The organism is Rhodococcus tibetensis, assembly GCF_024438035.1.
Taxonomy (GTDB): domain Bacteria; phylum Actinomycetota; class Actinomycetes; order Mycobacteriales; family Mycobacteriaceae; genus Rhodococcus_F; species Rhodococcus_F tibetensis.
Genome location: NZ_JANFQF010000039.1, coordinates 1 through 20,715 on the forward strand (window position 1 = coordinate 1; position 20,715 = coordinate 20,715).

Sequence of the window (20,715 nt, forward strand, 5' to 3'; positions counted from 1 at the left end):
GTCGGGTTCTTCCTGTCGGCGGATGCGTTGGTGGTACTTCTCATCCTGCCGCCGGAAGGCCCGTCCCCTTCGTTCAGCCCATGCTCCGCCCGGTGTCTACAACGTCATGACCCGCAACAGCTGAGGCGTCAGCCCTCGACTCTCGCCTGGAGTCGAGGGCACACGCGTGGCCAGTCGTCGTCGGTCATGGAGAACAGCGCCGTGTTGCGCCAGGATCCGTCACGCCGCCGACGATGCTTACGCAGTATGCCTTCGAGCTCGGCGCCCAATTTCGCGATGGCACCGCGGGAGTGGGCGTTGCGCTCGTCGGTGTGCCATTCCACCCGAACCGCGCCGAGGTCCTCGAAGGCGCGGCGGAGCAACAGCAGTTTCGAGTCCGCATTGATCAGCGTTCCCTGCGCGGATCGCGACAACCAGGTGTGCCCGATCGCGAGACAGCGGTTCCGCGGGTCGATCAGGTAATAGGAGGTGGACCCGACGAGGGTGTCGGTGGCCATGTCGATCTGTGCGTAGGCGAGTCGCGTCGGATCTTCGTCCTCAGCCCGGACGAATTCCGCCGCATCCTTCCGGTCGGTGATCTCCACCGAGGTCCAGTGGAAGATCCGGCGGTCGTCGACGGCTGCGAGCAGTGCGTCGACGTGGTCGTGGCACAGCGGCTCGAGACGGATATGGGTTCCGGTCAAGGTGGGTCGGGCAAACCACGACTCGCTCATCTGGCCGGCTCCGGTGATTTCGCGGGGGGACGCTCGGCCTCGGCATCCGGGTGAGTGACCGCCGAGGCGCGTCGTAGGGGCACCCGGAGAAACACGAAGAACAGCACCACCAGTAGCCCGGCCCGGCCCCACACTCCGAATTGCACCAGCAATTCGAACGTGTGCGGGTCCTCGCTCGCGGCCAGCGCACCGAAGTACTTGAAGACGCCGATTCCCATCGCCAGGTCAGCCACCAGGTAGGCCGCCACCAGCCCCCACGGAACGCGCAGCAGCACGAAGAACGGGATGAGCCACAGTGTGTACTGGGGTGAATGCACCTTGTGCAGCAAGAGGAAACCGCAAAGCATGGCTGCGCTCACCGCAATCCACGGAAAGGTGCCGTTCCGTGAGAACCGCAGCCAGCCCAGACGCATGGCGAGTGCGAAGGCAGCGCAGACGAGGAGCGGCGAGAGGAGGCCGACCGTCTCGTCGTAGGCGGGCACGGGGGTGTCGAGGCCGATCGTGCCGAACTGTGGTCGTAGGCCCCAGTACCAGATGGAGTTGGTCGTCATATCGGCCTGACGGTTCTCCTGGAACGTGAACGACGCCCTCCAGCCGCTGTAGGAGATGAGCGCGAACGGCAGGTTGACGGCGACCACCGTGCCGATGGCCGCGGCCGCGACGGTGACTGCGCCTCGCACGTCGTACCGTCGTTCCGCTGTGCGGTTCCGGGTGAGGACATACGCAATGAGTGGGAGGACGAAAGCGCCGGGGTACAGCTTCAGGCAGAAGCCGACGGCAAGGAGGATCGCGGCGACCACCGCGCGGGAGCGGAGGGGAAGGCGCTCGATGCTCATCACGAAGATGGCGGCGACCGACGTGGCCACAACCGGAAGCTCCCAGTTGTGGAATGCGTAGAGCGTGAGCGGCGGGGTTGCCGACCACAGCAGTGCCCACCAGCCGCCGAGACGGCCCAGCATCCAGGCGGTGAGGAGACCGAACGGGGCGAGGATCAGCGCCGAATGCAGGAGGAAGTCGGCGTCGGTGTGCGAACCGATACCGCCCAGCCACATGAGCATCCCACTGAGGACCGGGTACTCTACCGTGCCGCCGGTAAGCACGCCGTCGGCATTGATTCCCCCGGTGACATACGGGAAGACGTGCAGGTTGATGTCGCGGCCGATCCACAGGAACTGGATGTCGGAGTAGCAGACCTGCGTGTCCTTGATGCGGTCGAAGATCAGGCTGCGCCCCGCGGGGTCGAACGGCGCCCCCGTGCACCGGGCTTTGTTCAGGTATCCGGCGAGCATCGACAGGCCACACAACCCGACGACGAGCGCCGTGATCGACGTACGCTGCCGAGCTCCGATGTGCATGAATCCACCCTAGGGCGCGCCGGGCCCCCTGTGCGACGACGACCTGTGTCACTCGTTCAGCGGATCGTGGCCCCAGTTCATCAGCGAGTAGCGCCAGTGCGTGTTCCGGACGTCACCGGACGGTCGCTGTGCGAGGTGCCGGTGAAATATCCGACGACCTTGCGCATGTGTTCGTAGTCGGCCTGCTCGAGGTCGTCTTTCTGCGTTCGGGCCACCCCGACGATCCGCCGGCCGCTGGCGTGCCCGGTCGACTCGCCGTCGCCCGACTTCTGGCCGACGGATTTCGACTGCTCTGTCTCGAGCCATTCCTCGAGTTCGCCCGGAGTCATGTTGACGGCTTCGCGGAACTCCTTCCACGTTTCCTCGTCGCCCGACACGTCAATCGTCCTTCCGGTCGAGTGATTCCGGCTTGTGGACGGCATCCTTCCCGCTCTTGTCGCTACGCACGCGGTACTGGGGCTCGTCCTCGGAGGCGCGCACCGTTCGCCCGGCCGCCTCGGTGTCCTCCGTGATCTTCTCCTCGACCTTGCCGGACGTGGTGGTGCCGTGCGTTTTCCACGCGACTTCGTCGCCCTTGTCGAATTTCTTGTCGGATGTCATGCCTGCCTCCCGTGTCGCCGTTCCGGCCTGGTACCCCGCCGCGGCCTGCCCCACACCCGCCGTTTGATTTCGCTGGTCAGGGGCTCGTCGTGTAGCCTGCAAAGGTTGCTGACGCAACGACCCTCCTGCCACGGACAGCCCGTGGCCGTTTCACTAGTCCATAGGAGGTGATGAGGTCTTATGCGTCATTACGAATTGATGGTCATCCTTGACCCCAGCCTGGACGAGCGCACTGTCGCTCCTTCGCTGGATACGTTCCTCAATGTTGTTCGCCAGGACGGCGGCAAAATCGACAAGGTCGATGTCTGGGGTAAGCGTCGTCTCGCCTACGAGATCCTGAAGCACAGCGAAGGCATCTACGCGGTGATCGATATCAGCGCTACTCCCGCCACCGTTGCGGAGCTCGACCGTCAGCTGGGTCTGAACGAGTCGGTGCTGCGTACGAAGGTTCTGCGCCACAACAAGTGATTTCTGTCGGTCACCGGCCCTAGGCTCGTGACCAACCGAACTCCACATTCTGCAGGAGGAACCATATGGCAGGCGACACCGTCATCACCGTCATCGGAAACTTGACGGCTGATCCGGAGCTGCGATTCACCCCCGCGGGTGCCGCGGTCGCGAACTTCACCGTTGCGTCCACGCCCCGCACCTTCGACCGTCAGACCAATGAATGGAAAGACGGCGAAGCACTGTTTCTGCGTTGCAACATCTGGCGCGAAGCAGCCGAGAACGTGGCGGAGAGCTTGACCCGCGGCTCGCGAGTAATCGTGAGCGGCCGGCTCAAGCAGCGCTCCTACGAAACTCGTGAGGGTGAAAAGCGCACTGTCGTCGAGCTCGAGGTCGACGAGATCGGCCCCTCGCTGAAGTACGCCACGGCCAAGGTCAACAAGGCCAACCGTGGCGGCGGCGGTGGAGGTGGCTTCGGTTCCTCCGGCGGTTCAGGCGGCGGACGTCCGCAATCCAACACTGGCGGAGACGATCCGTGGGGTAGTGCGCCGCAGGCGTCCGGCTCCTTCGGAGGCTCCGGTGGTGGGAGCGACGAGCCCCCGTTCTGATCCGTACCTGATCGGAACATCCAGAAAAGAGCGAACAAATGCCGAAGCCGCCCTTGCGCGACAAGGTAATGAAGAAGAAGGTCTGCGCTTTCTGCAAAGAAAAGAACACGCAGATCAACTACAAGGACACGACGCTTCTGCGTAAGTACGTCAGCGACCGCGGCAAGATCCGCGCGCGCCGTGTCACCGGCAACTGCGTCCAGCACCAGCGCGACGTTGCCATTGCCGTCAAGAACTCACGTGAGGTGGCATTGCTGCCTTACGCCACCGTGGCTCGCTAAGGAAAGGGAGGGAAGACATGAAGCTCATCCTCACCGCTGACGTGGACAACCTCGGTGCGCCTGGCGACACCGTCGAGGTCAAGGACGGCTACGGCCGTAACTACCTGCTGCCCCGCGGTCTGGCCATCGTTGCCAGCCGTGGCGCCGAGAAGCAGGTCGAGGGCATCCGTCGTGCGCAGGAAGCTCGCGCTGTGCGTGGTCTCGACCACGCCAAGGAGCTCAAGGCTGCCATCGAGGGCCTCGAGAACGTGTCGCTGACGGTCAAGACCGCCGGTGACTCGGGCAAGCTGTTCGGCTCGGTTACCGCGGCTGATGTCGCCGGTGCCATCAAGGCCGCAGGCGGACCCGTCGTCGACAAGCGCAGCCTCGAGCTGCCGAAGGCTCACATCAAGGCGACCGGCAAGCACGCCATCGTCGTGAACCTGCACCCCGACGTGGTTGCCAAGTTCCACCTGAACGTCGTCGCCGCCTAGTCGACGCGTTCATGACGCGGGCCCCCACGCGCTTCGGCGTGTGGGGGCCCGCGCTTGTCCGTGCGGATTTCGCGCTACCTGCCATGGCGCGCAAGAAGCTGCTTCCAGGTGTGTCTGGAAGTTTGCCGCGCTTTCGGCGCCTTGTGATCTGGATCATACACACGCACAGCGGAGACAAACTCAACACGCCCGACTCGTCGACGCGACAGACACGCCGGGCGGGTTTTCATCCACAGTAGGGAAAGCCTGAAAAACGGCGGTGATCTGCGGGTTTGGGAATGTGATGTGTACTTATCCTCAGGTTATCCCCATGGGGTTAACAAACGTACCCAGCGGTTTCCACATTTTGTCCCCAGCTGTGTACACAGGCTGGTTTGAACACGGCCTGGCTAATCCCTAACGTCGTCCCGGCGTGTCTCGCGATTCCGGAGCCGGCTCTCGCGAAGAGCCTGCGAAGGTTGTCGGTAGGGCCGAGTACAAAAGGTTCGTGCACCACGGGGACTGCTGTTTCCGAGCGGCGCAACAGTGATGGGGAAGGTCGGTCGAGTGGCTGTAGTAGACGATCGGGGCCGTTCCGAGTACCCGGGTCCGCCTGACGCGGAGCCCGGTGAAGAGTTCGGTCGTCAGCCACCTCAGGACATGGCCGCGGAGCAATCGGTCCTCGGCGGCATGCTGCTCAGCAAGGACGCCATCGCGGACGTGCTCGAGGTGCTTCGTCCGGGCGATTTCTACCGTCCCGCGCATCAGTCGGTGTATGACGCGATTCTCGACCTCTACAGCCGCGGTGAGCCCGCTGACCCGGTGACGGTGTCGGCAGAATTGGACCGTCGTGGCGAGCTCCGCCGTGTCGGTGGCGCTTCGTACCTGGTGACGTTGACCCAAACCGTGCCCACGGCCGCCAATGCCGGTTACTACGCCGAGATCGTCGCCGAGAAAGCCATCCTGCGTCGCCTCGTCGACGCCGGCACCCGCATCGTCCAGTACGGCTACACCGGCGCCGACGGGCAGGACGTTGCCGAGGTCGTCGACCGCGCGCAGGCCGAAATCTTCGAGGTCACCGAACGCCGCACCACCGAGGACTTCGTCCCCCTCGAGGAACTCCTGCAGCCGACGATGGACGAGATCGACTCCATCGCCAGTCGCGGCGGCATCTCCCTGGGTGTGCCCACCGGTTTCGTAGAACTCGATGAAATCACCAACGGCCTCCACCCCGGACAGATGATCATCGTCGCCGCGCGGCCCGGTGTGGGTAAGGCGTTGGCGCTCGACACTCCCCTGCCCACCCCCACCGGCTGGACCACCATGGGTGACGTCCAGGTCGGCGACCACTTGATCGACGCCGACGGCAAGCCCACCCGCGTCGTCGCCACCACCGAGGTCATGGTCGGCCGGCCCTGCTACGAGGTGGAGTTCTCGGACGGCACCGTCCTCGTCGCCGACGAGCAGCACCAGTGGCTGACGGCCGTCGACGGGCAGACCGCCGTCCGGACCACCGGGCAGATCGCCGGTTCGATCGGTGCCCGTCATACCGTGGCAAACACTCGCGCGTTGCAATTCGCTTCGTCGAAGGTGCCTGTCGACGAGTACGCACTGGGCGCCTCGCTGACGGTGGGCACCACCGTTGATCCCGAGATGCGCGTTGGCATTGTCGATCTCGTCGATCACGCTGGGACCCAGCGGATTCCCGCAGAACTGCTCCGCGGCTCCGAACTCGAACGCCGCGAATTGCTAGCCGGGATGCTCGACGCCGCCGCCTCAGTTGCCGAGGACGGAGCGGTTCTTCTCGGGATCGGCGATTCATCGTTGTCGGACGATGTCGCGGATCTCGTCGTCGGCTTGGGATACGCCTGCCGTCGCGTCGAGGGTGGCGTTACCTTCTACGCCGACGACGAAGTGTTTCAGTTGCACCGGAAGGCGCTCCGCCACAAGGAACTTCGTGGTGATGTGAGTTCATCACGCCGCATCGTCGATGTGCGGCAGGTCGACAGCGTTCCCGTGCGCTGCGTCGAGGTCGACAACGCCGACCATCTGTACCTTGCCGGTCGTTCGATGATTCCGACGCACAATTCCACGCTCGGCATGGACTTCCTGCGTTCCTGCTCGGTCAAGCACGGCATGGCCAGCGTCATGTTCTCGCTGGAGATGAGCAAGACTGAGATCGTCATGCGTCTGCTGTCGGCGGAGGCGAAGATCAAGCTCGGTGACATGCGTTCCGGCAAGATGACGGACGACGACTGGACGAAGCTTGCCCGGCGCATGAGTGAGATCAGTGAGGCACCGCTTTTCATCGACGACTCCCCCAACCTCACCATGATGGAGATTCGCGCAAAAGCCCGGCGGCTCAAGCAGAAACACGACATCAAGCTCATCGTGATCGACTACCTGCAGCTGATGAGCTCCGGCAAGAAGGTCGAATCCCGGCAGCAGGAAGTCTCCGAATTCTCCCGTAGCCTCAAGCTTCTGGCGAAGGAACTCGAAGTCCCGGTGGTCGCGATCTGCCAGCTCAACCGTGGTCCGGAACAACGTCAGGACAAGCGTCCTCAGGTGGCCGACCTTCGTGAATCCGGCTCCCTCGAGCAGGACGCCGACATGGTGATCCTGCTCTACCGCCCCGATGCGACCGAACGCGACGACCCGCGCGGCGGTGAAGCCGACCTGATCCTCGGCAAACACCGAAACGGTCCCACCGCCACAATCACTGTGGCGCACCAGCTTCACCTGTCCAAGTTCGTGGACATGGCGCGGGGATAGGGTTTGCCGCATTTTCCGATACCGGCGATTTTCGAGCACCATCGATCCGACCCCGGACGAACAGCCTTCATGCGGATTCGTCAGTTCGCGGCGAGGGTGCGGCTTATCACCAAGCGCTGAATCTGGTTGGTGCCCTCGAAGATCTGGGTGATCTTCGCTTCCCGCATGTACCGCTCGACGCGGAAGTCGCGGGTGTAGCCGTAACCGCCGAGGACCTGGACGGCGTCGGTGGTGACCTTCATGGCCGCATCGGTGGCGACGAGCTTGGCCACGGAAGCGTTGCGGGAGTACGGCAGGCCGGCATCACGGCGGCGCGCTGCGTCGATGTATGTGGCGCGCGCCGAGTCGACTGCTGCGGCCATGTCGGCGAGCAGGAACCCGAGCCCCTGGTGGTCGATGATCTTCTTTCCGAATGCCGACCGTTCCTGGGCATAGCTCACGGCGTCGTCGAGGGCGGCCTGCGCGATACCGACGGCGACCGCCGCGATACCCAGACGCCCGGAGTCGAGTGCGCTGAAGGCGATCTGGAGACCCTGCCCCTCCGCGCCGATCCGCCGTTCGACCGGCACGAACGCGTCGTCGTAGTGGGCCGACGTGGTGGGCACCGCGTGCAGGCCCATCTTTTCCTCGGGCTTGCCGAACGACAGCCCCTCGGTGCCCTTCGGTACCAGGAAGCAGGAAATGCCCTTCGATCCCTCACCGGTGCGGGCGAAGAGATTGTAGAAATCGGCGATGCCGCCGTGAGTGATCCATGCCTTCGCGCCGTTCACCACGTACCCACCGTCGGCCGTGGATGCCTTGCAGGCGAGTGCGGCGGCATCAGATCCGGCCTGCGGCTCGGACAGGCTGTAGGCGCCGATGGTGTTGCCGCCCAGCATGTCCGGTAGCCACTGCTGCTTCTGCTCGTCGGTGCCGAAGGCCATCAGCGGATGGCAGGCGAGGCTGTGGACGCTGACCGCGACCGCGACCGCGGCCCATCGGGCGGCAATTTCCTCGAGGACTTGCAGGTACACCTCGTAAGGCTGTCCGCCGCCGCCCCACTCCTCCGGGTACGGCAGGCTCAGCAGCCCGGCCTCACCGAGGGTGGCGAAGACCCCTTCGGGATAGGTCTCGGACTTCTCGTGCTCGTCGACGATCGGGGCCAGGACCTTGTCGGCGACATCACGCGTGAGCTGGATCAGGTCACGGGCTTCGTCGGTGGGCAGCAAACGATCGACGGCCACGAATTCTCCTCGCGAAGGCTTTGAAAGACAGTACTGAGCTACGGCCCACAGTACTGGTGTGAATGTAGTACTGCAAGGACTCCCCCAGTACTATCCGGTGCATGGAGCAGATCACCCGACCGGGATTCGCGACGCGACGGCGCACCCAGCTCTTCGACGCGCTGGTCGACCTCTTCCTGATCGAAGGGTTCGCGCATCTGACCCTCGACGAGATCGCAGCGCGGCTGCGGTGCTCGAAGTCCACCCTCTACACCCTCGCTGACAGCAAGGAGCAGCTCGTCCGGGTGGCCACGGTGCACTTCTTCCGCCGCGCTACCGAGGACGTCGAGTCGCACATCGAGGGGATCTCCGGGGCCCGTGAGCGGATCAGTGCCTACTTGTCCGCGGTCGGTACCGCACTCGCCGCTGCGTCCGACCAGTTCATGGCCGACCTCGACGCTTTCTCACCGGCCCGCGAGGTGTACGAGCAGAACACCCAGCTCGCCGCTGGGCGCGTCCAGGCTTTGATCGACGAAGGTGTAGCCGGCGGCGACTTCCGCGACGTCCATGCCGCGTTCGCCGCCGACCTCGTCACCACCATGATGGTGCGCATCCAGCAACGCGGTGTCCGTGACAGCACCGGCCTCGACGACGCCCACGCCTACCGCGAACTCGCGGCGATCCTGACCGCAGGCATCAGCGCCTGAGGCCGGGCGAATTCCCGCCCGGTCGAGACGGTCAGTAGCCGCGAGCGGCACGTCTACCGGCCGGGGGCACCCATGGGAGGCTGCGCGCCGCCCGGGCCACCTGCAGGCGGTGCGCTCGGAGCGGACTCCGTGTTCGCCGACTTCTCCGCGACACCGATCGTGATGGCGATCGTCATTCCGCTGGCGGGTTCACCTGTTACGGTGGCCAACTCGGCGTCCCAGCCGTCTCCGAAGACGTTGTCCGATTCCAGCGACACCTGCGACATGTTGCTCACGCTTTTCGCGTAGCCGGTGTCGTAGGCGAAGACCTTCTCGCACGCGTCCTGCGGTATGGCGATCTGCGAGGTCAGTCGAGGATCCTCCCCCGCCACCGCGGCTTCCAGTGAGTCGAACACCTCGAAATGAATGTGCGGCCATCGCCCTGAGTAGCAGGCCGGGAATATCGACGTGAACGACAGGGTTCCGGCGGAGTCCGCCACCTGGACGCCGCGCAGATAATTCTGCTCGGTGATGTCCTGGCCGTAGAGGGAGTACGCACCGTCCCGGTCGCAATGCCAGAGATACACGGCCATGCCCGTACCCGCGGCGCAGCGGTTCGCCAGATCCTGGAGGGATAGTTCGATGGTGCTCTCGACCCCCTCCGCGGTGCCCGAGTACGAACCGAAGCTGCTGCGGATGTCCTGGCGCACCACGCCCGACTCGATCAGGACGTTAGGGCCGTTGGATCCGTCACCCGGGTAGGGCCCGGCCGTTTCCTGCGGTGCCGCGGCGACGCAAGTGTCATCGGCGGCGACGGTCGAAGACGCTGCCTCCCCGGTCGGCGTGGACGTCGCAGTGGCGGTCGGATCTGCGGACGAACACGCGGCGAGCGCAGACGCACCCGCCGCGCCGAACACGAACAACGCCCGACGGCGCGACAACATCGTCTTCAGGTCGTGGGTGAGCCCGCGGTCGTGTTCGTGCACGTCGGCGGAATGGCGTGAGTTGTCGGTCATGGTCCTCCAGGGCTGTTTCCGGTTCGAGGTTCATATAAACAGCGGCACGTGCGAACAACCTGGAGACAAGCTGTGAGAACGCTGTACGTCTGGTTCTCAGCCCTCGCCGCCTCCTACACGCCGCCGAGGCGCAGGCCGATGATGCCGAGGGTCCTGGCCCGCAAGGATGCGGCGTGGGCGCCGTCGAGGCCGCCGATGTACCAGCGGGGGAACATTTTCAGTGCGTCCCCGAACGGGTGGAAGACAAGGGGCCAGAAGTGCACTGCCGGCCAGGACCTTCCGACGTTCGAAGGTGGGGCGGCGGGGACTGTGGCTTGGCCAGTTCGGGCCAGGTTGTCCTGGGCGCGTGCGGTGGTGAGGGTGTGCCTGGCCCGGTCCACTCTGGTTCACGCCGATCTCGACCCGCATCCCCTTCGGGTTGGGTGTGCTCCCACCCCGTGGTGGGTGCGGATACGCTCGGGGACTCCCATTTCGGCGGATGGGGGGGGTGTGGCTGCGTTCACCCCCGAGGGGGATGAGACGTCCCCGCCCGGTCCGGCATCGTTAATGGCATCGAAAGCACCACCACCCCAATCACACCGGAGAAACACACCATGTCGAATACCACGAAGACCGCCAAGTCCACCCTGCGTGCCCTCGTCGTCAGCGCCGCCGCGGTGCCAATGCTGATCCTCGGTGCGGGTGCCGCGTCCGCCGCCCCGTTTCCGTTCGATGTTCCGATCAATATCGGTTTCGAGAACAACCAGCAGGGCGGTAATGGTGGCAACGGCACCGGCGGTAACGCCGGCAACGGCAACGCCAACACCGGCGGCAACGGAACCGGCGGTGCGGGCGGCAACGTCGGCGGATAGGTAGCGTCCCCATGTCGAACAGGACCACGGGCGTTGCGGGCGTTGCGGGCGTTGCGGCGGCGGTGATCGTCGCCTTCGGGTGCGGGGCCGCCGCCCAACCGGATGACCTGAGCATCGGCCGGACCGCGGTTGCCGGAGTTACTGTCGCGCACACCCCGGGCGCCGCGGACTGTCAGCCGGGTGCGCCCGGGAGCGGCAGCCAGGGCGGGGACGGCGGTGACAGCACGGGCGGGTCCGCCGGTAACGGTGTCGGCAATCGCGGCGTCGCGGCGCCCGGGTAAGGAAACATCTTGCACAGACGTACGTTTTCGGTCATCGCCGTAGATCTTCGCGGGCCCGGAAAAGGTCGGCAGGGCCGGGGAGGGGTGCCGTCGGCGGCTCCGGGAGCGGGTGAGGCGGCTCCGGTGTGCTCTACAGGTCACTGGTGGTCACGATGCCGCTGTGTCGAGCTCGGGTGACGAGTTGGGTGCGTTTCTGGTTGTGCGGGAGATCCTCGAGTCCGAACTTCAGGAACAGGGCGCGCAGATGACATTTGATCGTGTCGACGGTCAGATGAAGCCGGTCGGCGCTGCCCGTCACTCGACCCCAGCCGCAGGCCCCGCGAACCTCTCCGAACTCGTTTGGTACCAAACCACACAACCCCGACACCGGGGCACCGACCGCCCCCGCCGGTCCGGGACGGCCGACGGGGGCTGCGGCAGGGCGGGGTGCAACCGAACCGCCACCGACCATGCGCCCCTCGATCACGGCCCACGCCCACGGAGCACGCCTGGTGGAGGTCACCGGTACCGACCTCGTTCCCGCCAGCTCGGTCGTTCGCCTGCCCTCGCCGCGCATCCCGCTGGCCCTCGCCGCCGTGCTGGCCATCGTGGCAATTGTGCTTGCGGTGGTCGGGCTCGGAGAACCGGCACTCGCTCTGCCATCTGCGGGCGCGGTCAGTGTCGCCGGCGCCGACCCCGCCGCTGCTGTTCCGATCGTCCTCGATCTGACTGCGCCCGTCGCGGTGACCGCCGCGGTCCCCGGCTTCCCCGACACGGCGACCCTGGCTGTCGGCGTCCTGGATGTGCCGGTCACAAGCACTGACGGTCCACTGGTCATCGAGAACGGGATCGGGGTTGCCACGCTGCCCCCGATCGGTAGCCAATACCTGATGGCCGGAGAACTCACCGGCACGCTCACGCTGTCCCAGGCAGGCCAACCGACCCAAACCTGGACGTTCCCGGTTAACACTGTCCAGCCCGCGACCACGACCGTGGGTGCCACCGTCTTCGCGGGAGTTCTCGGCGCCGCGGTTGTCGGTGGGCTCTGGCTACTGAGCGACCGCCCTCTGGACGCGACGACCTTGACCGTGTGCGCTGTCACTGCGGCCGCTGCCGGGGCCGCCGCCGTCGGCGCTGCCCGAATCGGTCGGCGACGTCGCTCCCGGCGCGCGCATCGGGGTACCCGGGCGACCGAGCAGCAACAACAGCGCTGAAACCTGCAATTCCAATCGATTCGCAGTTTCCGTATCCGGCCTCGCGACGATTCCGCAGACCACCGGATACGTTTTCAGGACGTCAAACGTGGGCGCAGCTTTTGGAAGCATCGGCGAGACGATGTGCTGCGCACATTGCCGGAAGCGTTGGAAGCCAACATGATCGGTGTCGACCACATCCACGAGAGAAATCGGGAGTGGTTACCACGGGAGTATCCGGACCTGGACTCGTATATATCTCCAATACGGATCGTAAGCCGTTCCCGGACATCGTCGACCGATTCGCCGACGATGTCCGCGCTCAGGTAGATTCGTGCGAGAGTCAACGTGGGAGACGCTCTCCGGTTGCGGCGAAGACGTGGGCGTGCGGTTCATCGACGCGGACGTAGACCACTTGGCCTTTCTCTGGCGGGTTGCGCCAGTCGACGCGAGCGACGAGTGGTTCGGTCCGGCCACCGACGGTCGTACGTCCGAAGATGAAGGCTTCGGAGCCGAGTTCTTCGACGACGTCGACCTCGAGCTTCAGCCCGGTGTCGGCGAGTTCGACGTGCTCGGGCCGGATGCCGAAGGTGACATCGGTGCCGCCCGCAGCGGAAAGTGCTTCACGGGACACGGGAATGACCTGCTCGCCGAACTGGATTCCGCGTTCCGTGACGGGCAGCGTGAACAGATTCATCGACGGGGAGCCCATGAATCCGGCGACGAAGACGTTCGCCGGCGTGCGGTACAGCTCGCGTGGACTCGCGCATTGCTGGAGGACACCGCCCTTGAGTACGGCGACCCGGTCGCCCATCGTCATGGCCTCGACCTGGTCGTGGGTGACGTAGACGGTGGTGGTGCCGAGGCGGCGCTGGAGCTGGGCGATCTGAGTGCGGGTCTGAACCCGGAGCTTGGCGTCGAGGTTCGACAGCGGTTCGTCCATCAGGAACACCTGAGGTTGACGAACAATGGCCCGTCCCATGGCAACCCGTTGCCGTTGACCACCGGACAGCGCTTTGGGCTTGCGGTCGAGGTAGGAGCCGAGGTCGAGCATGTCGGCGGCGTCTCCGACGCGTCGGCGGATTTCGGCCTTGTCGGTACCGGCGAGTTTCAGGGCGAAGCCCATGTTCTCGGCGACGGTCATGTGCGGGTAGAGCGCGTAGTTCTGGAAGACCATCGCGATGTCGCGGTCCTTGGGTTCGGCGTGGGTGACGTCGCGTCCGCCGATCAGGATGCTGCCGCCGTCGACGTCCTCCAGTCCCGCAAGCATCCGCAGGGAGGTCGACTTACCGCAGCCGGACGGGCCGACCAGGACGAGAAACTCGCCGTCCTCGATGTGGAGGTCGAGATGCTCGACTGCGGGGGTGTCCGAGCCGGGAAACAATCTGGTCGCGTGGTCGTACGTGATAGTTGCCATGAGGTGTAGGTCCTTTCGGCGAAATGGGGATGCGCGGAGGTGATCAGCTCTTCACACCACCGGCCGTGAGACCGGAGACGATGCGGCGCTGGAGGAGGATCACAATGATCACGAGGGGAATGGTGACGACGGTGCCCGCGGCCATCACGGACGTGAACGGTTCCTCGTGGGGTTTGCTGCCGGCGAACTGAGCGATCGCCACGGTCGCCGGTTGAGTCACGTCGTTCGAGAGCTGACTGGAGATCAGGTACTCGTTCCAGGATGCGATGAAGGCCAGGATGGCCGTGGTGAACAGACCGGGCGCGGCCAAGGGCAGCAACACCATCCGGAACGCCTGTGCGCGGCTCGCCCCGTCGATCCGCGCAGCCTCCTCGAGTTCCCAGGGCAGCTCCTTGAAGAACGCCGTGAGCGTGTAGATGGTGAGGGGCAGCACGAACGAGATGTTCGGGATGATCAAGGCCTGGTACGTGCCGAACCACCCGATCGTGGTGAACAGCTGGAACAGCGGTGTCAAGAGCGCGACGCCCGGGAACATCGAAGCCGCCAGTACAAGGCCGAGGACGAGGTGCTTGCCGCGGAAGTTCAGCCTGGCCAGTGCGTAGGCGGTGAAGATCCCGACGACGAGGCCGATCGCGGTGGTGACGGCGCCGATGACGGTGCTGTTGATCAGCGCCCGGGTGAAATGGTTACCGGTGTCGGTGGAGAACACACTCGCGAAGTTCTCCAGGGTGACGTGAGTGGGCCACGGGGTGGTGTCGAAGGTGTAGTCGGAGTGCCGAAATGCGGTGATCACCATCCAGTACACCGGAGCCAAGCCCCAGACGACGATGACGGCGAGCCCGAGGTAGGTGCGTGCCGAGGCGAACCGTGCGCCCAGGCGTCGCCGTGACAGCGAGAGCCCCGACGTGCTTCGGGTGAGGACTGCTGTGGACATGATGTCAGGCCTTTCGCTGCTTCTCTTGGGTCTCGACCACGTTGACACCCATCACCTTCACGAGCGCATAGGCGACTGCGAAGATGAAGAGGAACGTGATGGTGGACAGGGCCGAGGCGCTGTTGAATCCCTGCCGCATCTGATCGATCACGAGGATCGAGAGGGTGGTTGTAGCGGTGCCGTCGCCGCCGCCCCCACCGGTGAGGATGGCGGGAAGGTCGTAGATCCGCAGGACATCGAGGACTCGGAACAGGACCGCCACGAAGATCGCCGGTTTGATCAAGGGAAAAGTGATGAGGCGGAACCGTTGCCACACACTTGCGCCATCCATGCGGGCGGCCTCGTACACCTCGGCGGGCACCATTTGCAGGCCGGCGAGAATGAGCAGCGCGACGAACGGGGTGGTCTTCCAGGCGTCAGCGACGATGACGGCGAATCGGGCCGGCCACGTGTCACCGGTCCACAGGATATCGGTGCCGAGTAGTTTGTTGGCGATACCGTCGTAGGCGAAGATGAAGAACCACAATTTCGCGGTCACCGCCGTCGGGATCGCCCACGCCACGAGGATGCTGGTCCGCAGCAACGCACGGCCTCGGAAGGCACGATTCATGATGGTGGCGAACCAGAGTCCCAGTGCCACCTCGATCGCGACCGTGACGACTGTGAAAAACACGGTGACCCACATCGACTGCCAGAACAGCGATCCGAGGGTGCCGTTCGGGCACGAAACCGAGGCTCCGGTGGCGTCAGTGCACCGCTGCAGTAGCCAATGCGTGTAGTTCGACAGGCCCGCGAAGCCCTGGTCGACGAACTTGCCGGTGGCCGGATCGATCGCTGGGTCCTTGAACAGCGACATCACCATGGCACTGACCACGGGATAGAGGATGACGATGCCCAGCAGAATCATCGTCGGCAGGATCAGCAGCAGGGCCGCCCTGCTCTTTGCGCTGCGAGTCGACTTCGACGTCGGTTCGGCAGGGGGGACATCGTCGGGGTCGCTGGTTGCCGCGGTCGCTTTCTCGACGGGTAGTTCATGAATGCTCATCGGGAATCTCCTCTAGGACCCGGCCGCCGCGATGGCGGAACGAATGTCGGCGACGGCCTGATCCACCGTCTTGTCGCCCTTGATCGCGGCATAGACGTTGTTTTGCACGGCCCGGGTCACAGCGGGGTAATAGGGGCTGATCGGACGGGGGATGGCGTTCTCGATGGATGTCTTCAACGTGGGCAGGTACGGGTACTGGGCGATGAGTTCGGGGTCCTCGTAGACGTCGGCGCGCACCGGCGCGAGGGAGCCCTGCGACAGGAACAACTCTTGGGTTTTCCTCTCTAGCATGAACTTCAAGAAATCGTGGGCGGTCGCCTTGTGTTCGGAGTACACGTTGATCGCGACGTTGTGCCCACCGAGGCTGGAGTTGCCGGTCCCGGTCTTGCCGGGCAAGGGCGCTACGGCGAATTCTCCCGCCACGGCGGAGCTGCCCTGGCCGTTCATCAGGCTGTACGCGTAAGGCCAGTTGCGCATGAACATGAGGTTGCCGCTCTGGAAGGCCTGGCGTGCCTGCTCCTCCTGGAACGTGACGGCCTCGCGGGGAATATGGCCGTTACGGTACGCGTCGACGAGTGACTGCAGTCCTGCCTTGGCCTCGGGAGCGTCGATGGTGGGCGTCACCCCGTCCTCGCCGACGATCGAGCCGCCCGCCGTGGTGACAGCTTCGGCCGCATTCACCGTCAAACCTTCATACTTGGCGTACTGACCGGCGTAGCAGCCTATTCCGGCGCTCTTCGCGGTGGCGCACTGCGCGATCAGTTCGTCCCAGGTGGCGGGCGGATGCTCCACGAGATCGGTGCGGTAGTACAGCAGGGCGCCGTCACTGGTTTGCGGAGCCGCGTACAGGGTGTCGCCGTAACTGGCGCCTCTCACAGTAGGCTCCAGCAACTCGGAAGTGTCGACGGCCATCGGGCCCGTCAGCGGCTGCAACCAACCGCGGGCCGCGAACTCTGCGGTCCAGACGAGGTCGACGACGGTGACGTCGTACCCGGTGTCGCGGGACTGGAAGTGCTGCACCAGATCTTCGTGCTGCTGGTCGGCGTTGTCGGACTGTTCCTTGAACGTCACCTCCTCACCGGGATGCGTCGCGTTCCACTCGTCGAGAAGGGGCCGGACGACGTTGGCGTGGTCCTTGCCCTGCACGTAGGTGATGGGTCCGCGGCCGTCGAGGTTCTCCTGTTCGGCTCGCGCGGCAGCCGTAATGCCCTGGTCCGCACACGATGTCGTGGCCAGCAGAGCACCGGCGGCGAGCAGGGTGATCGCGGCGCGTCTCATCGGTCGTGCTCCGCTTCGGCCAGCCACACCGACGTGTCGGTGGGGAGGACGCCGTCGGTGATGCCCGGGACGGAGCCCAGGACCACCTGCATGCCCGCGGGCAGTTCGATGTCGGTGGTGCCGGTGTTCACCCAGCACTGCAGTTCGCCGCGGGCGAAGGCCAGCACGTCCCGCGGCGAATCGAGCCATTCCACCGGGGCTTCGGTCGTCCACAGCTGCGGCCGGAGCGCGAGGGCCCGCCGGTAGAGCGTAAGGAACGACCCGTCATTCCCCTGCTGCGCCTGCGCGGTGTGCGGGGCCCAGTGCCCGGGTTGCGGCAGCCAGGTGTCCGACTCCGCGTCGAGCGGCGAAAAGCCGTACGGGGCTGCGTCATCGGACCACGGGATCGGCACACGGCACCCGTCACGGCCGACGTCGGTGAAGCCGGTCTGGAACCACGTCGGATCCTGGCGCACGTCACCGGGGAGGTCTTCGACCTCCTCGAGTCCGAGCTCTTCACCCTGGTAGATGTAGGCCGTGCCGGGCAACGACAGCTGCAGCAGCGCGGCCGCGCGGGCACGGCGACGTCCCAGCGCGAGGTCGGGCTGCTCACCGGCCCAGCGAGCCCTCTCCCAGTCGGTTTCCACCAGGTGGTCGGGCTGCGACCGCGAGTACCGGGTGACGGTGCGGGGAACGTCGTGGTTGGACAACACCCAGGTGGCGGGTGCGCCGACGGTGGCCGCCTGCTCGAGCGCGTCGTCGATCACGGCGCGGATGCTGTCGCCGCTCCACGGGGCGCGCAGGAAGTCGAACTGGAACGCGGTGTGCAGCTCGTCGGGGCGCAGGTAGCGGGCCAGGCGGTCGTTGCTGGGCACCCAGGCCTCGGCAACGAAGACGCGGTCGGCGTACTCGTTCGCAACCGAGCGCCAGCCCCGGTACACCTCGTGGACGGCGTCCTGATCCCACGCGGGGTGCGGACCGGTGTGCTGCGAAAGGGCCAGACGCTCACCGGCGTCGGGCAGGGCGGGGTCCTTGGCCAGGCCGTGGGCGACGTCGATCCGGAAACCGTCGACGCCCTTGTCGAACCAGAAGCGCAGGATGTCTTCGAACTCGGCTCGGACCTCGGGGTTCTCCCAGTTCAGGTCGGGCTGGGCGGGCGCAAAGAGGTGCAGATACCACTCACCGGTGCCGAGACGCGTCCACGCGGGACCGCCGAACGCGCTCTGCCAGTCGTTGGGCGGCAAATCGCCTCCGGGCCCGCGGCCCGGACGGAAGATGTACCGGTCGCGGGCGCCGGGGTCGTCGCGCAGCGCGGCCTGGAACCAGCGGTGGTCGCTGGAGGTGTGGTTGGGGACGATGTCGAGGATCACGCGTATGCCCAGCGCGTGGGCCTCGGCGATGAACGCCTCGCCCTCGGCCAGCGTGCCGTACGACGGCTCTATTGTGCGGAAGTCGGCGACGTCGTAGCCGGCGTCTGCCATCGGCGACGGGTACCAGGGGTTGATCCACACTGCGTCGACGCCGAGCTGCGCCAGGTAGGGGAGCTTGGCGCGCAGGCCGGCGACATCCCCGATTCCGTCACCGTTCCCGTCGGCGAAGCTGCGGATGTACACCTGATAGACGACCGCTGTCTTCCACCACGGTTCCATTTCTCGTGCCGGAGGGGTGGTGGCGATCGCTTGCACAGACTGGGTCATGAGTTCTCCTCGACTGACGTAAACGTTTGCATCAAAAGCGTGATGGCGGTCACACGCAGTGTCAAGGAATGCGGTTTACCTGCGCTGATTGAGCGGGCCACGATCGCAATTCGCTCTGAAAACGACGTAAATATTTGCGCAAACTGCCCTATAGTTGAGCTGTGATACCGAAGCAGCAGGTCAACATGGCCGACGTGGCGAGACGTACGGGAGTGTCGATCGCGACGGTGTCCCGCGCACTTCGCGGGGAGCGCGGAGTGTCGGACAAGACACGGCTGCGTATCCGAGCTGCCGCGGACGAACTCGCGTACGTGGTTTCGCCGGAGGCGTCGAGCCTGTCGGGTGGTTCCACCGGTCGCGTCGCGGTGGTCGTACCCCGAATCAATGCCTGGTATTACTCGTCCGTGCTCGCCGGCATCGAAAACGAACTGCGCGCCGGTGGCCTCGACACACTGCTGTACTGCCTGGAGGTGTCGTCGCAGCGCGAGGCATTCTTCGAGCAGCTCCCGCTGCGGCGCAAGGTCGATGCCGTCATAGTCGTCGCATTTCCGCTCACTCGGCAGGAACGGATCCGCCTCGAGGAGATAGGGGTGTCTGTAGTGATCATCAGTGCCCATGCAGGCCACTTTCCGTCCGTGAACATCGACGATCAGCGCGCGGCGGAGCAGGCTGTCGGTCACCTGACTCGCATAGGGCACACCAAGATCGGCATGATTCGCGCCGTTGATCCGGAGGGACTCGCCTACGAAAGTGACCTCCGGCGCCTGGCCGGCTACCGCGCGCAGCTCGCAAAAGCAGGATTGGCGGAGGAATTCGTCGTAGCCCCTCCGTGGGGAACCGAGGGCGGTGAACACGGAATGGAATTGCTACTCAGCGGGCCGGACGTCCCTACGGCGGTCTTCTGCTTTTCCGACGAGGTCGCGGTCGGCGCCCTGCGCACATTGCGGCGCGCCGGGATTCCGGTTCCGCAGTCGATGTCGGTGATCGGCATCGACGACCACCCGGTGGCCGAGCTGGCCGATCTGACGACCGTGCGGCAGCCGGTGAAGGAAAAGGGCACCGCAGCCGGGCGCGCCGTGATCGAACTGTTGGGCGGACACCCGCCGGCCGAACGGGCAGCAGTGCTTCCCACGCATCTCGTGGTACGAGGCTCGACCGCTCCTCCCACTTCGGGAACCGTGCATCAGCGAACCTGACGCGCGCGTGCGAAGGTGTCGAAGTGAACCCCGTTCATACCCTCTTACCGGCGGGTTCGAATCCTCCAGGGCAGGGCCGCGGCACTGACCGTCTTCATTCGAAGGTCACCTCGGTTCCCCTGATTGTCGGCGCGCCGACGAGTGTCGTCCAGCTCGGCACGTCCTCCGGCGCAATGCCCCCTGCCTCGCCGTACACGACGTCGAGCGTGTCCTGCTCCATCTTCGAACCCGCGTAGCTGGCGGGGGTGACCTCGGCTCCGTACCCCGGGACCTGATCGGGGACGCCGGAGGGCGCCGGGAAGAAGTCGATGGTGGACGGTCCCGGGTTACGCGAAGGCACCTGGTAGGAGCCGTCGTTGGACGATCCGCCCGGATACTGCGGGAAGTTCCCACCGGGTGCGGTGACGTTGTCGTAACATGCCGGTCCGCGGTTGTCGAGCAGGCGCGGCTCGTCCTGGTTGGGCAGGTAGCGACCCTTCGGGTTGACGAACTGAACGGTACCTCGACCGCCGGGATGGGGATCGTCCAGCGCAAGCAGCTCACGGGCGATCGGTGCGGCCTTCACGAAGTCCGCCAAGGTGCAACCGAAGCTCGGCGAGTAGCGGCCGAGGAGTTGCAGTGCTTCACGGGAATCGGCGGCGATGTTCACGATCGACTCGGCGTTGGTCTGCAGGAGGTCGGCCGTGCTCGCACCCGTCCCGGTCAGGGATACCAGCAGTGTGGAGAGCTCGTT

24 protein-coding genes are annotated in these 20,715 nt (G+C 65.4%); 10 read left to right on the top strand and 14 right to left on the bottom strand.

Annotation, left to right across the window (positions count from 1 at the left end; translation table 11 throughout):
• Positions 1–128 precede the first annotated feature (128 nt).
• The 4 genes from NOF53_RS26970 to NOF53_RS26985 form a co-directional block, all read right to left on the bottom strand.
• Positions 129–713, bottom strand: a complete 585-nt coding sequence (locus NOF53_RS26970; protein WP_255974669.1) for a GNAT family N-acetyltransferase — start codon at positions 711–713, stop codon at positions 129–131.
• Entirely contained in the window at positions 710–2,068 is a 1,359-nt protein-coding gene (locus tag NOF53_RS26975) for a glycosyltransferase family 87 protein (RefSeq protein ID WP_255974670.1), read from the bottom strand. Before NOF53_RS26975 ends, NOF53_RS26970 begins: the two co-directional genes overlap by 4 nt.
• An 80-nt stretch (positions 2,069–2,148) precedes the next feature.
• Entirely contained in the window at positions 2,149–2,445 is a 297-nt protein-coding gene (locus tag NOF53_RS26980; protein ID WP_255974671.1) for a DUF3140 domain-containing protein, read from the bottom strand.
• A gap of 1 nt (position 2,446) precedes the next feature.
• Entirely contained in the window at positions 2,447–2,668 is a 222-nt protein-coding gene (locus NOF53_RS26985) for a hypervirulence associated TUDOR domain-containing protein (protein WP_255974672.1), read from the bottom strand.
• A gap of 180 nt (positions 2,669–2,848) precedes the next feature.
• On the opposite strand from NOF53_RS26985, the gene rpsF reads away from it, so the two are divergent.
• From rpsF to dnaB, 5 genes are all read left to right on the top strand, one after another.
• Positions 2,849–3,136, top strand: a complete 288-nt coding sequence (gene rpsF / locus NOF53_RS26990) for a 30S ribosomal protein S6 (protein WP_005249677.1) — start codon at positions 2,849–2,851, stop codon at positions 3,134–3,136.
• A 65-nt stretch (positions 3,137–3,201) separates the two neighbouring features.
• Complete coding sequence (locus tag NOF53_RS26995) at positions 3,202–3,723, top strand: single-stranded DNA-binding protein (RefSeq protein ID WP_109334607.1); 522 nt, start codon at positions 3,202–3,204, stop codon at positions 3,721–3,723.
• Between the two features lie 38 nt (positions 3,724–3,761).
• Positions 3,762–4,004, top strand: coding sequence for a 30S ribosomal protein S18 (gene rpsR, locus NOF53_RS27000; RefSeq protein WP_109334606.1), 243 nt, complete (start codon positions 3,762–3,764; stop codon positions 4,002–4,004).
• Between the two features lie 17 nt (positions 4,005–4,021).
• On the top strand, positions 4,022–4,477 hold the full coding sequence (gene rplI / locus NOF53_RS27005; protein WP_109334605.1) for a 50S ribosomal protein L9: 456 nt from the start codon (positions 4,022–4,024) through the stop codon (positions 4,475–4,477).
• 546 nt (positions 4,478–5,023) lie between these two features.
• The gene (gene dnaB / locus NOF53_RS27010) at positions 5,024–7,228 is read left to right on the top strand and encodes a replicative DNA helicase (protein ID WP_255974673.1); all 2,205 of its coding nucleotides are present in this window, start codon (positions 5,024–5,026) and stop codon (positions 7,226–7,228) included.
• Between the two features lie 80 nt (positions 7,229–7,308).
• Here dnaB and NOF53_RS27015 read toward each other — a convergent pair whose 3' ends face one another.
• The gene (locus NOF53_RS27015; RefSeq protein WP_255974674.1) at positions 7,309–8,451 is read right to left on the bottom strand and encodes an acyl-CoA dehydrogenase family protein; all 1,143 of its coding nucleotides are present in this window, start codon (positions 8,449–8,451) and stop codon (positions 7,309–7,311) included.
• Positions 8,452–8,552: 101 nt separating this feature from the next.
• Here NOF53_RS27015 and NOF53_RS27020 point away from each other — a divergent pair, with 101 nt between their 5' ends.
• The gene (locus NOF53_RS27020) at positions 8,553–9,137 is read left to right on the top strand and encodes a TetR/AcrR family transcriptional regulator (protein WP_255974675.1); all 585 of its coding nucleotides are present in this window, start codon (positions 8,553–8,555) and stop codon (positions 9,135–9,137) included.
• A gap of 53 nt (positions 9,138–9,190) precedes the next feature.
• On the opposite strand, the gene NOF53_RS27025 is transcribed toward NOF53_RS27020, so the two are convergent.
• Positions 9,191–10,132 carry a dioxygenase family protein gene (locus tag NOF53_RS27025; RefSeq protein WP_255974676.1) on the bottom strand — a complete coding sequence of 314 codons (942 nt, stop codon included), beginning with the start codon at positions 10,130–10,132 and terminating at the stop codon, positions 9,191–9,193.
• A 113-nt stretch (positions 10,133–10,245) separates the two neighbouring features.
• Positions 10,246–10,395, bottom strand: coding sequence for a CD225/dispanin family protein (locus tag NOF53_RS27030; protein ID WP_255974677.1), 150 nt, complete (start codon positions 10,393–10,395; stop codon positions 10,246–10,248).
• A gap of 330 nt (positions 10,396–10,725) precedes the next feature.
• Between NOF53_RS27030 and NOF53_RS27035 the strand changes: the two genes are divergently transcribed.
• Both NOF53_RS27035 and NOF53_RS27040 read left to right on the top strand, forming a co-directional pair.
• Positions 10,726–10,983: a hypothetical protein gene (locus tag NOF53_RS27035; RefSeq protein ID WP_255974678.1), complete on the top strand. Its 258-nt coding sequence runs from the start codon at positions 10,726–10,728 to the stop codon at positions 10,981–10,983.
• An 11-nt stretch (positions 10,984–10,994) separates the two neighbouring features.
• Entirely contained in the window at positions 10,995–11,264 is a 270-nt protein-coding gene (locus NOF53_RS27040; RefSeq protein WP_255974679.1) for a hypothetical protein, read from the top strand.
• 130 nt (positions 11,265–11,394) lie between these two features.
• Here NOF53_RS27040 and NOF53_RS27830 read toward each other — a convergent pair whose 3' ends face one another.
• Complete coding sequence (locus NOF53_RS27830) at positions 11,395–11,766, bottom strand: helix-turn-helix domain-containing protein (RefSeq protein WP_308213880.1); 372 nt, start codon at positions 11,764–11,766, stop codon at positions 11,395–11,397.
• On the opposite strand from NOF53_RS27830, the gene NOF53_RS27050 reads away from it, so the two are divergent.
• Positions 11,756–12,457, top strand: coding sequence for a hypothetical protein (locus NOF53_RS27050; protein WP_255974680.1), 702 nt, complete (start codon positions 11,756–11,758; stop codon positions 12,455–12,457). The two genes, NOF53_RS27830 and NOF53_RS27050, sit on opposite strands and share 11 nt — an antisense overlap.
• A 322-nt stretch (positions 12,458–12,779) precedes the next feature.
• Here NOF53_RS27050 and NOF53_RS27055 read toward each other — a convergent pair whose 3' ends face one another.
• From NOF53_RS27055 to NOF53_RS27075, 5 genes are read right to left on the bottom strand one after another with little or no spacing between them, the layout of a single operon-like run.
• The gene (locus NOF53_RS27055) at positions 12,780–13,853 is read right to left on the bottom strand and encodes an ABC transporter ATP-binding protein (RefSeq protein ID WP_255974682.1); all 1,074 of its coding nucleotides are present in this window, start codon (positions 13,851–13,853) and stop codon (positions 12,780–12,782) included.
• Positions 13,854–13,896: 43 nt separating this feature from the next.
• Positions 13,897–14,787: a carbohydrate ABC transporter permease gene (locus tag NOF53_RS27060; RefSeq protein WP_255974684.1), complete on the bottom strand. Its 891-nt coding sequence runs from the start codon at positions 14,785–14,787 to the stop codon at positions 13,897–13,899.
• 4 nt (positions 14,788–14,791) lie between these two features.
• Positions 14,792–15,832, bottom strand: coding sequence for a carbohydrate ABC transporter permease (locus NOF53_RS27065; protein WP_255974686.1), 1,041 nt, complete (start codon positions 15,830–15,832; stop codon positions 14,792–14,794).
• A 12-nt stretch (positions 15,833–15,844) separates the two neighbouring features.
• On the bottom strand, positions 15,845–17,110 hold the full coding sequence (locus tag NOF53_RS27070) for an ABC transporter substrate-binding protein (protein ID WP_255974688.1): 1,266 nt from the start codon (positions 17,108–17,110) through the stop codon (positions 15,845–15,847).
• Entirely contained in the window at positions 17,107–18,786 is a 1,680-nt protein-coding gene (locus tag NOF53_RS27075; protein WP_255974690.1) for a glycoside hydrolase family 13 protein, read from the bottom strand. Before NOF53_RS27075 ends, NOF53_RS27070 begins: the two co-directional genes overlap by 4 nt.
• 161 nt (positions 18,787–18,947) lie before the next feature.
• Between NOF53_RS27075 and NOF53_RS27080 the strand changes: the two genes are divergently transcribed.
• Positions 18,948–19,982, top strand: coding sequence for a LacI family DNA-binding transcriptional regulator (locus tag NOF53_RS27080; RefSeq protein WP_255974692.1), 1,035 nt, complete (start codon positions 18,948–18,950; stop codon positions 19,980–19,982).
• A 94-nt stretch (positions 19,983–20,076) separates the two neighbouring features.
• Here NOF53_RS27080 and NOF53_RS27085 read toward each other — a convergent pair.
• The coding region (locus tag NOF53_RS27085; protein ID WP_255974694.1) for an MCE family protein at positions 20,077–20,715 on the bottom strand (639 nt) is incomplete at its 5' end.